The following is a 14,159-nucleotide window of genomic DNA, read 5'->3' as shown; positions in this document are numbered from 1 at the left end:
CATGTCCGCCGTCGCCCCGAATCCTGCTGTTCCCTCCCCGTCCAAGGCCATGCGCTACGCCGCCAGCATGCTTGTGCTGCGCGACGGCCCGCAGGGCATGGAAATCCTGATGATGCGCCGCCCCCAGCGCGACGACGACCGCAGCGCGGGCGCGTTCGTGTTCCCGGGCGGCGTGCTCGACCCGCAGGACGCCGCGCTGCATCGGCTCTGCGCCGGGCTGGACGACACAGGCGCCAGTGCCCGGCTGGGCGTGGCGGCCAACGGGCTCGACTACTTCCTGTGCGCGGTGCGCGAGGCGTTCGAGGAAGCCGGCCTGCTCTACGCCTACGACGCCACCGGCCAGATCGTGCGGCTCGACGACCTGGACGCCGGCGTGCGCCAGCAGTTGCGCGAGGCGGCCGCCTATGGCGGCAAGGGTCTGGCACACGTCTGCGAGATGCTGGGCCTGCGGCTGGCCGTCGACCAGCTGGCCTACTGCGCCTACTGGCTGACGCCGCCGGGGCTGCCCAAGCGCTTCGACACGCGCTTCTTCATGGCCGTGGTGCCGCCGGGCCAGACCGCGATCCACGATGGCGTGGAGGCCGTGGAGCACCGCTGGATGCGCCCGGCCGACGTGATCGATCCCGTCAACAACCTCACGCTCGTCAACGCCACGCGGCGCATCCTGCAATCGATCGCCCATTTCGAGACGGCGCAGGCGTGCGTCGATTTCGCCAGGCAGCAGCGCAGCATCGCGCTGGTGATGCCGCGGCTGGCGCATGGGCCCAAGGGCCAGCGGCCGGTGATGCCCGACGAGCCGTGCTATGCCGAGATTGCCCGCATCGACCCGGACGGCGCCGCCCATGGCCGCTACGTGCTGGAGCCGGGGCTGCCGGTGCGGCTGTCCGAGCGCGTCTGGCGCGTGACGGCCAACAACGGCAACGTGATGACCGGGCCCGGCACCAACACCTACTTCGTGGCCGGCGCCGACAACTGCTGGGCCGTGATTGATCCGGGCCCGGAAGACGCGGCCCACTTCGACGCGGTCATGGCCGCCGCGCCGGGCCCCGTGAAATGGATCCTGGTCACGCATACCCATCTGGACCACTCGCCGGGCACGGTGCGGCTGCGCGCGGCCACGTCGGCGCCAGTCTGGGGCCGCACCACCGACGTCAAGGACCGCCAGGACCAGACCTTCCGGCCAGACCACATGCCCGTGCACGGCGACCGCATCGCGCTGGGCCCCGACACCACGCTGCGCGTGATCCACACGCCCGGCCATGCGTCGAACCACCTGTGCTTCCTGCTGGAAGAGGAAAAGACGCTGTTCACGGGCGACCACGTGATGCAGGGCTCGACCGTGGTCATCAACCCGCCCGACGGCGACATGGGCGCCTATCTGGCGTCGCTGCGCATGCTGCTGGACGAGGACCTCGAATGGATCGCCCCGGGGCACGGCTTTCTGATGCCGCGCCCGCACGACGCCATCCGCCTGCTGATCCGCCACCGCCTGCAACGCGAGGCCAAGGTGCTGAACGCTCTGCGCACGCTGTCACCGGCCGACGCCCCCACGCTGGTCACCAGCGTCTACGATGACGTGCCGGCCAGCAAGCACCCCATCGCGCTGCGGTCGATGCTGGCGCACCTGCGCAAGCTGGAAGCCGAGGGCGTGGCCAGCGAGGTGGATGGGGTGTGGGGGTTGCGGTAGGCGGGAGGGTTGTCAGGCGCCTGCCCTTTCCTCCGGTTGGGTACACGCCCGAAAGCTGACAGGCGGCCGTCCGCCGGGCCGTGAAATATCTGGATACCTTGACGCACTGGCGGCACTTGGGCCGGCTGCCTACAGTGACTTGCATCGCTGACTGCCCGAGAGCCTTGCCATGCCCAGACTCCTTGCTCCCCTGCTGCTGACACTGGCCACGTCGATGGCCGCCGGCGCCGCCCAGGCCGTCACCAAGTGCGAAGGCGCCGGTGACACGCTCTATACGTCCGGGGCCTGCCCGGCCGGCTACCGCAATGTCACGCCGTCGATGCGCGGCAACGTGACCACGGTGGCCAAGTCCGCCAAGGTCCGCAGCGACGAGCAGGCATACCTGAAGAACCGCGCCCAGATGGCCACGCAGATCGAGAACTGGGACGCCCGCGAGCAGGATCAGGACTGGCGCGCGCAGACCGCGTTCTGGAACCAGTGCCGGGCGCTGGAGTTCCAGGTGCGCGCGGCGGAGCGGGCCATGCATCAGACCGAGTACTGGAGCCACGCCGACCGCTATCGCGACGCCGTGCACGCGCTGCGCGCGGAGCAGTACGGCATGGGCTGCTATTTCTGACAGCGTGCGCGTCGGGGCATCGTAGTTCCTGCCGATATTAGCCACGCTTAGATCGCCATACAGAAAATTTCAGGCGAAATCGGGTCGGAATCACGTCTGCAGTCACATACAATCCGTTCCCATCCGGCCCGCCACGTCGCTTCGTCCAGGACCTTCGTGGCAACTGCGGTCGCAACCCACTCCTGTGAAGAAACATGCTGACTCTCACTGCGATCGTTGCGTATATGCTGGCCTGCATCGTTGCACTGGCTTTCGGTGTTCGCTGGATGATCAAGAACGATCCGCTGCTCAAACAGCCCCAGTTTCTGGATACGTCCTCAGGCCCTGACGACACGTCACGCTGACGCACCAGCGGCCATCGGCACGCCAACCGGCCGATCGCCCTGCCCCCTACGGAACGCCGGTCCACCCGACCGGCGTTTTGCTTTTTGTGGATGACCTTTTTTCGGCTCGCCGGCCCCCGCCCCCGCCCCCCCGCCCGGTAACGCGGCCGTCACGTGCATCCGTCCTACAGCCCGACCCGTTGCACGCCGACATTCCATCCCGCTGGCCGCCACTATGCTCTGAGCAGGCACCCATAACAGAGCCAGCGAGCCATGTCGACCGTCCCGCCCACCCCCGCCCTGCGGTCCCCGTCCGCGCCGGACCCGGCTGCGCGCGCGGCCGACCCAGCCCCGCCCACCCAGACGGGTGACGCGGCGGCGCGCGCCGGCATGTCGGACACGTCCGATACTGCCCAGGCCGCCAGCGAGCCGTCCGACCCGATTGCCGATCCGATTGAGGATGACCGCGCCGACGCCGGCAGCCCAGCCCTGGCCGCCGCTGCCGCCGCCCCGGTCACGATTCCCGATTTCACCCCGCCACCCTGGACGCGCTCCGTGCGCAGCGGCAGCCTGGCGCTGATTGTGCTGGCCACGCTGGCATCGCTCTACGCGCTGCACGTCGCCCGCGCGTTCGTGGTGCCCGTGGTGCTGGCCATCGTCATGGCCTACCTGCTCGACCCGATGGTGGCCTTGCTGCAGCGCCAGCGCGTGCCACGCGCCGTGGGCGCCACCGTCGTGCTGCTGGGGCTGCTGGGCATGGTGCTGTGCGGCGCCTACTTGCTGGAGGGCCAGGTGTCGTCGATCGTCGACCGGCTGCCCGAGATCGCCAGCAAGCTGTCGCGGTCGGTCGGGGCGCTGATGAGCGGCGACGATTCAGTGCTGCAGAAGGTGCGCCGGGCCGCCACCATCCTGGGCGGCACCGGGCAGCCACCGGCGCCGCGCGGCGCGCCCATCGTCGTGGAACGCGGCGGCGACGGCATCAACAACATGATCTGGGCCGGCTGGATGGGCGCCTTCGCGCTGATCGCGCAGGTCGTGGTGGTGCTGTTCCTGACGTGGTTCCTGCTGCTGGCCGGCGACATGTTCAAGCGCAAGTTCATCAAGATGGCCGGCAAGACCATCAGCCAGAAGAAAATCAGCGTGCATATGCTGGACGAGATCAACCGGCAGATCCAGCGCTACATGCTGATGCTGCTGGTCACCAATGCGTCGCTGGGCATCTGCACGTACATCCTGCTGCGCTACCTGTCGATCGACAACGCCGGCACCTGGGCGCTGGTGGCCAGCGTGCTGCACCTGGTGCCCTACTTCGGCTCGCTGGTGGTGGCCGTGTGCCTGGGCGTGGCCGGCTTCATGCAGTTCGGCACGCTGGCGGTGGCGGGCGCGGCGGCCGGCGGGTCGCTGGTCATCGCCACGCTGATCGGCAACGGCATGACCACGTGGATGACCGGCCGCATGGCCCGCATGAACGCCGTGGCCGTGTTCGTGTCGCTGCTGCTGTTCACGTGGCTGTGGGGCACCTGGGGCATGCTGCTGGCGATTCCGCTGGCGGTCATCGCCAAGGTCGTTGCGGACCACGTCGACGGCCTGGAGGTGCTGGCCGAGTTCCTTGGCGAATAAGCAGCCCGTCTCAGACGGCTCAGACCGTCCGCATCACCTCGGCATGGGTGCCGCGTAGCGTGCGCATGGCGTCGTCGCACTGCTGCGGCGACTCGGGATTGACCAGCACGGCCCAGCGGCCCCCGCGCACCGCCTCGCGCACGGGCGTGATCACCGCCTGGTGATCGGGCCGCGCCGTTACCAGCCCGCCGCCCATCATCCCCAGCATCGCGCCGATGAACGCGCCGACCAGACCGGCCGGCACCGGGTTCTGCGTCACCCACGCCACGTCCTGCAGGTACAGCACGGCCATCACCAGCAGCCCCAGGATCATCCCGCACGCCCCGAGCGTCAGGTGCGAGCGGACGGCCGTGCGCGCGATGCCGGCCTCGTCGGGCTCCAGCTTGCGGCCGAAGTGGGCCTCGTGCGGGTGGATCAACTTGACCTGCCCGGCGCTGAGCCGGGCACTGGTGCAGACCAGGTCGACGGCCTGCGCGGCATCCGCCTCGGTGTCGTAAAGCGCGGCGATGCGCGTGTTGGCGGCCTCGCCGGAAATCATGTTGCCTGTCATGTCTGGGCTCCTTGTCGTGTCGCCCTCCCGGTACGGGCATCCTTGCGCCGTTCTGATGCGATCTTCGGCGATCTGCGCGGATGCCTCCGATCCCATGCTAGCCATCGGCCGGGCCGCACCGCGTCGGCATCCGGCCGCGCGGCGCTGTAGGAAGACGCCGCATCGGCCAGCCGGCGCGGTTTCATCGGGCAAAACTTTGATGCGCCGCAGAATGACGGCGGGCCGTCCGTCTCCTATAAACCAACGGTTGCCGCATGCACCACGATTTCATTACACAAAACCCCGCCCGGAGGAGACGCATACGTGACCGTGCCCAGCACCTCGCTGCAGAAGGCGTGCCGCCTGCTGCGTGCGCTGTCCGACACCCGCAATGCCCGGCTGACCGACCTGGCCGCCGCCGCCAACGTGGACAAGGCGTCGGCGCTGCGGCTGCTGGAAACACTGGTGGCCGAGGGCATGGTCGAGCGCGATCCCGCTACCAAGGCGTTCTCGCCGGGGCGCGAGTGGCTGACGCTGCAGGCTGCGGCGCAGCAGCGGCTGGACATGCGCCCGCTGGTGCGCCCGGCGTTGATCCGGCTGGCGAACACGTTCGAGGACACCGCGATCCTGTCCGTGCCCAGCGGCTGGGAATCGGTCTGCCTGGAACTGCGGCTCGGCACCTTTCCGATCCGCGCCAACTATCTCGACGTCGGCAGCCGCCGCCCGCTGGGCGTGGGCGCCGGCAGCCTGGCGCTGCTGGCCGCGCTGCCTGACGACGAGGTCGACACGGTGCTCGACTGCATCGCCCCGTCGCTGAAACGCTATCCCCAGATCGACGCCGATGTGCTGCGCCGCCACGTGGCCACCACGCGCGCGCGCGGCTACGCGGTGCTGCTGGACGTGGTGGTGGAGCGCATGGGCGGCATCGGCATCGCCCTGCCCGGCCCGGACGGCTACCCGCTGGGCGCCATCAGCATCGCCGCGCTCAACGAGCGCATCGCCGACCGCGAGGCGGCGCTGGCCCGCGCGCTGCGGCGCGAGGCCGACACCATCGCCGCGCTGTGGCGGCACCCCATCCCACGACAACAGGAGGCATGAAGCATGCGCTGGAAGCAACGGCCGGAAGGCTCGAACTGGGGCGACTTTGGTCCCGACGATCAACTGGGCCGCGTCAACCTGATCGGCCCCGAACAGGTGGTCAGGGGCGCGCGCGAGATCCAGGCCGGGCTCAGCTTCTGCCTGTCGATGCCGCTGGACTACCCCGGCGGCAACAAACTCAACCCGCGCCGGCATCCGCCCCAGTTGCGGCCAACGTTCCGCGACGACATCCCGTACCTGAACTTCCCGCTGGCCAAGGTCAACCCGGCCGCCACCGACGTCATCAGCGACGACCAGGTGCTGTTGTGCCTGCAGTACTCCACGCAGTGGGATTCGCTGGCCCACGTGGGCGCGCTGTTCGATGCCGATGGCGACGGCCGGCCCGAGCGCGTCTACTACAACGGCTTCCGGGCCAACGACGACATCGTCGGGCCAGTGGACTACGCCGAGGACGACGACTTCGCGGCCCACGACTGCGGCCACGGCCACGCCAGCCACGCCGACGCGCTCGGCATCGAGAACTTCGCCGTCAAGGGCATGCAGGGCCGCGGCGTGCTGGTGGACCTGGCCGACGCTTTCGGCACCGATTTCCGCAACGTCGGCTACGACGACCTGATGCACGCCATGGAAGCCCGCCGCGTGGAGGTGGAGCGCGGCGACATGCTGCTGCTGCGCACCGGCTTTGCCGAGGTGGTGCTGTCGATGCAGCGCGACCCCGACGAGACCGTGCTGCACCATAGCTGCTGCGCACTGAACGGCCGCGACGACCGGCTGCTGAACTGGATCACCGATTCCGGCATCGCCGCACTGATCGCCGACAACTACGCGGTCGAGCGCTACCCGGCCCTGCCGCCTCCCGACGACGCCCGGACGCACCCGCTGCTGCCGCTGCACCACCACTGCCTGTTCAAGCTCGGCCTGCCGCTGGGCGAACTCTGGTACCTGCGCGACCTGGCCGACTGGCTGCGCGCCCACGGCCGCACCCGCTTCATGCTGACCGCGCCACCGCTGAGACTGCCGGGCGCCGTGGGATCACCGACCACGCCGGTGGCAACGGTGTAGACGTTTCAGACCGCCACGGTTTCAGCTCCCCTCTCCCGCGCGGCGGGAGATGGGTTGGGGAGAGGGCAAGGCGGCCCAAACCGCGACATCGGCATCCTGAAATGCCGAGCCGCTCCCCCGGCCCCTCTCCCGCCGTTCGGCAGAGGGAAGCAAACCGAAAGGCAATCCAGGCGCATCACAACACCGCACCACCCAAACCAAAACCCCCGGAGGAGACCATGCACCTCAATCGCCTGCTTACCGCCGCCGCGCTGGCCCTGGCCGCCGTGGCTGCGCACGCCCAGCCCAAGCCGGGCATTTCCGACGATGTGGTCAAGATCGGCCTGCTGCTCGACATGAGCGGGCTGTACGCGGACGTGACCGGCCGGGGCAGTGCCGCCGCCGCGCAGATGGCGATCGACGACTTTGGCGGCAAGGTGCTTGGCAAGAAGGTGGAGCTTGTGGTGGTCGACCACCAGAACAAGGCCGACATCGCCGCCAACAAGGCGCGCGAATGGTTCGATACCGACAAGGTCGACGCCATCCTGGACGTGGCCGCGTCCGCGCCGGCGCTGGCCGTGCTCGACGTCGCCAAGCAGAAGAACAAGGTGGTGGTGTTCTCCGGACCCGGCAGCGAGCGGATCACGAACGACCTCTGCACGCCGGTCTCCGTCCACTACGCCTACGACACCTACGCGCTGGCCAATACCACGGCCCGGGCGATGGTCCAGCGCGGCGGCAAGACGTGGTTCTTCCTGACCGCCGACTACGCGTTCGGCCACACGCTCCAGCAATCGGCCACCACGGTGGTCACCGAGGCCGGCGGGCAGGCGCTGGGCGCGGCCCGGCATCCGATCAATACCAGCGACTTCGCCTCGTACCTGCTCCAGGCACAGGCCAGCAAGGCCCAGGTGGTGGGGCTGGCCAACGCGGGCGGCGACACGGTCAATGCCATCAAGGCCGCCTCCGAGTTCGGCCTGACGCGCAACGGTACCCAGAAGATGGCCGGGCTGTTGCTCTACATCAACGACATCCACGCCATCGGCCTGAAGACGGCGCAGGGGCTGGTGCTGACCGAGGCGTTCTACTGGGACATGAACGACGCCACGCGGACGTGGTCGCGCAAGTACTTCGACAAGGTCAAGAAGATGCCGAACATGAGCCAGGCCGGCGTCTATTCGTCGGTCACGCACTACCTGAAATCCGTGCAGGCGGCCGGCACCGACGAGACGGCGCCCGTGATGAAGCAGATGAAGTCGCTGCCGATCAACGACTTCTTTGCCAAGAACGCGCGGATCCGCGAGGACGGCCGGATGATCCACGACATGTACCTGTTCGAGGTCAAGAAGCCCGAGGAATCCAAGTACCCGTGGGACTACTACAAGCTGCTGGCCACCGTGCCCGGCGACCAGGCGTTCATGCCGCCGGCCAAGTCCCAGTGCCCGCTTTTGAAGAAATGACGATGGCCGAGACGTATGTGCGCGGCGTCGGCAACACGCGCTTCGGCCGGCTGCCCGGCAGTACGCCGCTGACGCTGATGGCGCAGGCTGCCGATGCCGCGCTGGCGCACGCCGGCTTGCCGCGCGACCAGATCGACGGCGTGCTCTGCGGCTACGCCACCACGCTGCCGCACCTGATGCTGGCCGACCGCTTCTGCGAGTTCGCGTCGCTGCGGCCGGCCTACGCGCATGGCATGGCCGGCGGCGGCGCCACGGGCGGGCTGATGGCGATGCTGGCGCATGACCTGGTACGCAGCGGGCGATGCCGCAACGTGCTGGTCGTCGCCGGTGAGAATCGTCTTAGCGGCCAGAGCCGCGACCAGTCGGTGCAGACGCTGGCGCAGGTCGGCGAGCCCGAGATCGAGGTGCCGAACGGCGCCTCGGTGCCGGCCTACTACGCGCTGCTGGCATCGCGCTACCTGTTCGAGACCGGCCTGGACGCCGACGCGCTGTCCGACTTTGCCGTGCTGATGCGCGAGCACGCGGCCGGGCATCCCGACGCCCACCTGCGCGAGCCGCTGACGCTGGACGCCGCGCGTCAGGCGCGGCCCATCGCGTCGCCGCTGCGGCTGTCCGACTGCTGCCCGATCTCGGACGGCGCGGTGGCCATCGTCGTGTCGCCCGAACCGGGCCCCGGCCGCCCGGTGCGGATTGCCGGCGCCGGGCAGGCGCATCGCCACCAGCACCTGTGCGCCATCGACGACGTGATGACCACCGGCGCCGCCGACGCCGCCGGGCGGGCGTTGGCCGAGGCCGGCTGCACCGTAGCCGATATCGACACGCTCGCCATCTACGACTCGTTCACGATCACGCTGGTCATGCTGCTGGAAGAGATCGGCATCGCGCCACGCGGACAGGCGGTCGCGCGGCTGCGCGCGGGCGATTTCCGCGCCGATGGGCCGCTGCCGCTGAACACCCACGGCGGGCTGCTGGCGTTCGGCCATTCCGGCGTGGCCGGCGGGCTGATGCACCTGGCCGAGGCCGCGCGGCAACTGGCCGGCACGGCCGGCGCGCGGCAGGTGCCGCCGCACCGGCGCGCCCTGTTCCATGCCGACGGCGGCGTGCTGTCGTCCCATGTCAGCCTGATCCTGGAGGCCTCATGACATCGCCATTTTCCGAAGGCGTGGCCGCCGGCGTGGTCCGCTACCAGCACTGCAACGCCTGCGGCGCCTGGCAGCCCCTGCAACGCCATGCCTGCCGCCAGTGCGGCAGCCGCGCGCTGGTCTGGCGCGACAGCGGCGGGCTGGCGACGGTGCACGCCGTTACCGAGGTATTCCGCGGGCCGACCGAAGCCTTCCAGGCACTGGCGCCGTACACGCTGGTCATCGCCACGCTCGACGAAGGCCCGCGCGTGATGGGCCACGCCGCGCCGGGCACCGCCATCGGCGACCGTGTGCGCGCCAGCCGCTTCGACGTCGACGGCCAGCCGCTGCTGCGCTTCGTCCCCGCCTGACCGGCCCGCCTCACCCAGAACAACACCGAGACCACACCGATGTCCGACACCCTCTCCGCCCTGCTCGCCCCGCGTTCCGTTGCCATCGTCGGCGCGTCCGACAACATCCACAAGATCGGCGGCCGGCCTATCCACTATATGAAAGCGATGGGCTACGCCGGCACGATCTACCCGGTCAACCCGCAGCGCGAGACGCTGCAGGGGCTACGCGCCTATCCGTCGCTCGACGCGCTGCCCCAGGCGCCCGAGCTGGCCGTGATCGTGGTGGGCGGCGATGCGGCGGTGCAGGCCGTGGCCGACTGCGCGCGGCTGGGCGTGGGTGCGGCCATCGTCATTGCCTCCGGGTTCGGCGAGGCCGGCGAGAACGGCCGGCGCCAGCAGGACGACATGGTGCGCATCGCGCGCGGCGCCGGGCTACGCATCGTCGGGCCGAACAGCCAGGGGCTGGCGAACTTCGGCAATGGCGCCATCGCCAGTTTCTCGACCATGTTCATCGAAATTCCGCCAAAGGACGGGCCGGTCGCGGTGGTCAGCCAGAGCGGCGGCACGGCGGCGCTGGTGTACGGGCTGCTGCGGCACCAGGGCATCGGCGTGCGCCATGTGCACGCCACGGGCAACCAGGCCGACGTGACCGTCAGCGAACTGGCGCTGGCCGTGGCGCATGACCCCGACATCCGGCTGCTGCTGCTTTATCTGGAAACGCTGACCGACCCGGCCGTGCTGGCCGAGGCCGCCGCCGTGGCGCGGGCGCGCGGCGTGCCGGTGGTGGCGGTGAAATCGGGCCGCTCGCAGGCCGGCGCGCGCGCCGCGGCGTCGCACACGGGCGCCATGGCCAACGAGGACCGCGCGGTCGACGCCTTCCTGGCCCGCCACGGCATCTGGCGCGTCGACGACGCCCACGCGCTGGCCCGCTGCGCGCCGCTCTACCTGCGCGGCTGGCAGCCCGAGGGCCGCCGGCTCGTCGTCGTGAGCAACTCGGGCGCGAGCTGCGTGATGGCCACCGACAGCGCCGACGCGCTCGGCATCGGCATGGCGCCGCTGGCCCCGCCCACCCAATCCGCGCTGGCCGGCAAGCTGCCCGGCTTCGCCGCGACGGCCAACCCGGTCGACGTCACGGCCGCGCTGCTGACCAACAGCGGCCTGTTCGGCGACGTGCTGCCCATCGTCGGCGCCGATCCGGCTGCCGATTTCGTGCTGCTCGATATCCCGGTGGCCGGCATGGGCTACGACGTGCCGCGCTTTGCCCGCGACGCCGCGCAGTTTGCCGACACGGCGGGCAAGCCGATCGCCGTCGCCGCCTGGCAGGAATCGGTGGCCGGCGTGTTCCGCGCGGCCGGCGTGCCAACGTTCTTCCACGCCGCCGACGCGCTGGCCGCCTTCCACCAGCTCACCGCCCACCAGCAGTTGCTGCGCGATATCGCTGGCGAAACGGCCATGCCGACATCGGCACCGGCAGCCACGGTGCCGGCCCGGACGCTCAGCGAGGCCGCCAGCCTGGCCCGGCTGGCCAAGGCCGGCGTGCCCGTGGTCGAACACTACCTGTGCCAGACCGCCGAAGAGGCCGTGGCCGCCTGGCAACGGATCGGCGCCCCGGTCGCGGTCAAGGCCAGCTCGCCAGCCGTGCCACACAAGAGCGAACACGGGCTGGTCGCGCTGAACTGCAACAGCCGCGACGCCATCGTCGCCGCCTTTACCCAGCAGACCCAGACGCTCGACACGCTGCACGCGCCCTGCGAAGGCGTGATCGTCGCCCGCATGACGCGCGGCCAGCGCGAGTGCATGGTCGGCGCGCACTGGGACCCCACCTTCGGCGCCGTCCTGCTGATCGGCGACGGCGGCAAGTACGTCGAAACCCTGCGCGACACGGCCGTGCTGCTGGCCCCCGCCAGCCCCGCCACCATCGAACGCGCCGTCCGCCGCCTGCGCATCGCCCCCATCCTCGACGGCGTGCGCGGCGATCCCCCGCTGGACATCGCCGCCCTCTGCACCCTGGCCACGCAGGTCGGCCAACTAGTGTACGCGGCACAAGGCGGCATCCGGTCGGTCGACCTGAATCCGGTCATGCTGGGGGTGTCGGGGGCGGTGGTGGTGGATGGGTTGATGGAGGTGGCGGAGACCGACTTTCTCGGCGAATGCCACGGCGTTGGTTTGCGCCCCTCTCCCACAACGTGGTGAGAGGGGAGCAAAAAAACGCAGCCGGCGAATGTCATGCCGCCGGTTTTCTCCCCTCTCCCACAACGTGGGAGAGGGGCTGGGGGAGAGGGTGTTGAGGTGCTGCTTGCCGACAGGTCGCAATTTGAACCGCCGGCCCTCTCCCCCAACCCCTCTCCCGCGTGCGGGAGAGGGGAGCAAAAAAACGCCGCCGGCGAATGTCATGCCACTGGTTTTCTCCCCTCTCCCACAACGTGGGAGAGCGGCTGGGGGAGAGGGCGTTGAGGTGCTGCTTGCCGACAGGTCGCGATTTTGACCGCTGGCCCTCACCCCCGGCCCCTCTCCCGCGTGCGGGAGAGGGGAGCAAAAAACGCCGCCGGCGAATGTCATGCCACTGTTTTTCTCCCCTCTCCCACAACGTGGGAGAGGGGCTGGGGGAGAGGGTGTTGAGGTGCTGCTTGCCGACAGGTCGCAGTTTGAACCGCCGGCCCTCTCCCCCGGCCCCTCTCCCGCGTGCGGGAGAGGGGAGCAAAAAAACGCCGCCGGCGAATGTCATGCCGCCGGTTTTCTCCCCTCTCCCACAACGTGGGAGAGGGGAGCAAAAAACGCCGCCGGCGAATGTCATGCTACTGGTTTTCTCCCCTCTCCCACAACGTGGGAGAGGGGCTGGGGGAGAGGGTGTTGAGGTGCTGCTTGCCGATCTGTCGCGATTTTGACCGCTGGCCCTCTCCCCCAACCCCTCTCCCGCGTGCGGGAGAGGGGAGCAAGAACCAGGGCTCAACCTACCCCCAGCGCCTTCAGTGCGGCTTTCAGCGATGCGTCTTGCTCGGCCGCGTACAGGGCCAGTTCGTCGCTGACGGCGGCGCCCAGGGCGGCTTCGAAGGCGACGCGGTTGGGCGAGGCTTCCAGCGCGTCGCGGTTTTCGTCGCCGAGGTTCGACTGGAAGATGCCGGCGGCGCTGACGGGCAGGAAATCCTCGTACGTGATGGGTTCGGCCACGAGCGCGCCGGCCGCGATCAGGGCTTCGACGTCGGCGCCGTCGGCCGCGGTGTTGCCCACCTTGTAGCGGTAGTACGCCAGCCCTTCGCGCCGCATCTGGTCATGGTCGTCCGGGAACGCGCGGAACACCGACTCCAGCGTCTGGCGGTAGGCCGCCGCGTTGGACCCGTCGCCGGCCGGCGTGATGATCTGGCGCACCTCGTTCAGCAGCGCGTCGTAGCGCTGGCGGCCCTTGGGCGTCAGCGCCACGCCGCGTTGCTCGATCTCGCCAAAGCGCGCGGTATGGGTGCCGGCCTCGCCGCCATCGCGGAAGGTCACCGGCTCGCTCAGCGCCAGGAAGCTGGTCTGGCGCAGCAGGATCGGGCACTGGCGCGTGGGCGGGCCTTCCACCACGGCCTTGGGCTGGATGCCGCGCTCGGGCATCAGTGCCTGTACCACGTCGATGTCGAGCGTGCGCGGTGTCAGGTGGTTGATGTGCGGCCCCGGAAAGCACACGATGTCCGCGATCAGCGGATGGGTCTTGCGCAGCTTCCAGTACAGCTCGGCGTCCACGGTGGCGCGGCCGTGCCAGCGGAACGTCTCCAGCGCCTCGGCGACGAACTGCGCCGCGTCGGCGTCATCGAGCCCGCCCTGCTGCTCGGCGCGCTCGATCAGCGCCAGGCAGCCCGGCGTGAAGATCGACCGCGTGGCCAGCACGCCGGCCGCGGCGTCGCGCAGCGCGGCGTCCTGGATCAGGTCCAGCCGCAGCAGCGACGTGAACACGCGGAACGGGTTCTCGGCCAGGCCGGCCACGTCCTTGGGCCGGAACGCGGTGGAATGGACCGGCACGCCGGCCACGGACAGGTCGTAGTAGCCCACCGGGAACATGCCCATCACGGCGAACAGGCGGCGGATGGTGGCCAGTTCGGCGGGCGTGCCCACGCGGATGGCGCCGTGCCGCTCCACCTCGATCCGGGCCTCCTGCCCAGCGGCGCCGGCGGCGGCCGCGCCAATGCCGGCCAGCACGTCGGCGTTGACATCGGACACCAGCGTCATCAGCGTGCCGTATTGCGGCACCTCGGCGCGGTACATATCGGACATGGCGCGCGAGAACTGGGCGCGGATCTGGCTCGGGGACGTGAAAGCGGACATCGTCAGGCTATG

At 69.8% G+C, this 14,159-nt stretch carries 12 protein-coding genes; 10 read left to right on the top strand and 2 right to left on the bottom strand.

Features of this window, described 5'->3' with window-relative positions; translation table 11 throughout:
• Window position 1: 1 nt before the first annotated feature.
• The 4 genes from EHF44_RS13615 (at window position 2) to EHF44_RS13605 (ending at window position 4,246) form a co-directional block, all read left to right on the top strand.
• Window positions 2–1,687, top strand: coding sequence for an MBL fold metallo-hydrolase (locus tag EHF44_RS13615; RefSeq protein WP_172966058.1), 1,686 nt, complete (start codon window positions 2–4; stop codon window positions 1,685–1,687).
• A gap of 169 nt (window positions 1,688–1,856) precedes the next feature.
• Window positions 1,857–2,303, top strand: a complete 447-nt coding sequence (locus EHF44_RS13610; RefSeq protein WP_124684235.1) for a hypothetical protein — start codon at window positions 1,857–1,859, stop codon at window positions 2,301–2,303.
• Between the two features lie 194 nt (window positions 2,304–2,497).
• Window positions 2,498–2,647, top strand: a complete 150-nt coding sequence (locus EHF44_RS28345; protein ID WP_172966057.1) for a hypothetical protein — start codon at window positions 2,498–2,500, stop codon at window positions 2,645–2,647.
• 252 nt (window positions 2,648–2,899) lie between these two features.
• Entirely contained in the window at window positions 2,900–4,246 is a 1,347-nt protein-coding gene (locus EHF44_RS13605) for an AI-2E family transporter (RefSeq protein WP_253699835.1), read from the top strand.
• Between the two features lie 19 nt (window positions 4,247–4,265).
• Here the strand turns inward: EHF44_RS13605 and EHF44_RS13600 are convergent, their stop codons facing one another.
• Window positions 4,266–4,796 carry a riboflavin biosynthesis protein RibA gene (locus EHF44_RS13600; RefSeq protein ID WP_124684234.1) on the bottom strand — a complete coding sequence of 177 codons (531 nt, stop codon included), beginning with the start codon at window positions 4,794–4,796 and terminating at the stop codon, window positions 4,266–4,268.
• 303 nt (window positions 4,797–5,099) lie between these two features.
• Between EHF44_RS13600 and EHF44_RS13595 the strand changes: the two genes are divergently transcribed.
• The 6 genes from EHF44_RS13595 (at window position 5,100) to EHF44_RS13570 (ending at window position 12,041) form a co-directional block, all read left to right on the top strand.
• Entirely contained in the window at window positions 5,100–5,873 is a 774-nt protein-coding gene (locus EHF44_RS13595; RefSeq protein WP_124684233.1) for an IclR family transcriptional regulator, read from the top strand.
• A gap of 3 nt (window positions 5,874–5,876) precedes the next feature.
• Window positions 5,877–6,935, top strand: coding sequence for a cyclase family protein (locus EHF44_RS13590; protein ID WP_124684232.1), 1,059 nt, complete (start codon window positions 5,877–5,879; stop codon window positions 6,933–6,935).
• Window positions 6,936–7,153: 218 nt separating this feature from the next.
• On the top strand, window positions 7,154–8,374 hold the full coding sequence (locus EHF44_RS13585; protein WP_124684231.1) for an ABC transporter substrate-binding protein: 1,221 nt from the start codon (window positions 7,154–7,156) through the stop codon (window positions 8,372–8,374).
• The gene (locus EHF44_RS13580; RefSeq protein WP_124684230.1) at window positions 8,371–9,516 is read left to right on the top strand and encodes a thiolase family protein; all 1,146 of its coding nucleotides are present in this window, start codon (window positions 8,371–8,373) and stop codon (window positions 9,514–9,516) included. Before EHF44_RS13585 ends, EHF44_RS13580 begins: the two co-directional genes overlap by 4 nt.
• Complete coding sequence (locus EHF44_RS13575; RefSeq protein ID WP_124684229.1) at window positions 9,513–9,866, top strand: Zn-ribbon domain-containing OB-fold protein; 354 nt, start codon at window positions 9,513–9,515, stop codon at window positions 9,864–9,866. Before EHF44_RS13580 ends, EHF44_RS13575 begins: the two co-directional genes overlap by 4 nt.
• Before the next feature lie 39 nt (window positions 9,867–9,905).
• A complete protein-coding gene (locus EHF44_RS13570) occupies window positions 9,906–12,041 on the top strand; it encodes an acetate--CoA ligase family protein (protein WP_124684228.1) in 2,136 nt (711 codons plus the stop codon).
• A 753-nt stretch (window positions 12,042–12,794) separates the two neighbouring features.
• Here EHF44_RS13570 and hglS read toward each other — a convergent pair.
• Window positions 12,795–14,147, bottom strand: coding sequence for a 2-oxoadipate dioxygenase/decarboxylase HglS (gene hglS / locus EHF44_RS13565; protein WP_124684227.1), 1,353 nt, complete (start codon window positions 14,145–14,147; stop codon window positions 12,795–12,797).
• Between the last annotated feature and the right edge of the window lie 12 nt (window positions 14,148–14,159).

This window comes from Cupriavidus pauculus, assembly GCF_003854935.1.
Taxonomy (GTDB): Bacteria; Pseudomonadota; Gammaproteobacteria; order Burkholderiales; family Burkholderiaceae; genus Cupriavidus; species Cupriavidus pauculus_C.
This window is presented reverse-complemented; position numbering and strand designations above follow the sequence as displayed.

Excerpts from the sequence above, each read along its gene's own strand:
- EHF44_RS13615 (WP_172966058.1), top strand. The coding sequence starts at position 2 with ATGTCCGCCGTCGCCCCGAATCCTGCTGTTCCCTCCCCGTCCAAGGCC.
- EHF44_RS13610 (WP_124684235.1), top strand. The coding sequence starts at position 1,857 with ATGCCCAGACTCCTTGCTCCCCTGCTGCTGACACTGGCCACGTCGATG.
- EHF44_RS28345 (WP_172966057.1), top strand. The coding sequence starts at position 2,498 with ATGCTGACTCTCACTGCGATCGTTGCGTATATGCTGGCCTGCATCGTT.
- EHF44_RS13605 (WP_253699835.1), top strand. The coding sequence starts at position 2,900 with ATGTCGACCGTCCCGCCCACCCCCGCCCTGCGGTCCCCGTCCGCGCCG.
- EHF44_RS13600 (WP_124684234.1), bottom strand. The coding sequence starts at position 4,796 with ATGACAGGCAACATGATTTCCGGCGAGGCCGCCAACACGCGCATCGCC.
- EHF44_RS13590 (WP_124684232.1), top strand. The coding sequence starts at position 5,877 with ATGCGCTGGAAGCAACGGCCGGAAGGCTCGAACTGGGGCGACTTTGGT.
- EHF44_RS13585 (WP_124684231.1), top strand. The coding sequence starts at position 7,154 with ATGCACCTCAATCGCCTGCTTACCGCCGCCGCGCTGGCCCTGGCCGCC.
- EHF44_RS13580 (WP_124684230.1), top strand. The coding sequence starts at position 8,371 with ATGACGATGGCCGAGACGTATGTGCGCGGCGTCGGCAACACGCGCTTC.
- EHF44_RS13575 (WP_124684229.1), top strand. The coding sequence starts at position 9,513 with ATGACATCGCCATTTTCCGAAGGCGTGGCCGCCGGCGTGGTCCGCTAC.
- EHF44_RS13570 (WP_124684228.1), top strand. The coding sequence starts at position 9,906 with ATGTCCGACACCCTCTCCGCCCTGCTCGCCCCGCGTTCCGTTGCCATC.
- hglS (WP_124684227.1), bottom strand. The coding sequence starts at position 14,147 with ATGTCCGCTTTCACGTCCCCGAGCCAGATCCGCGCCCAGTTCTCGCGC.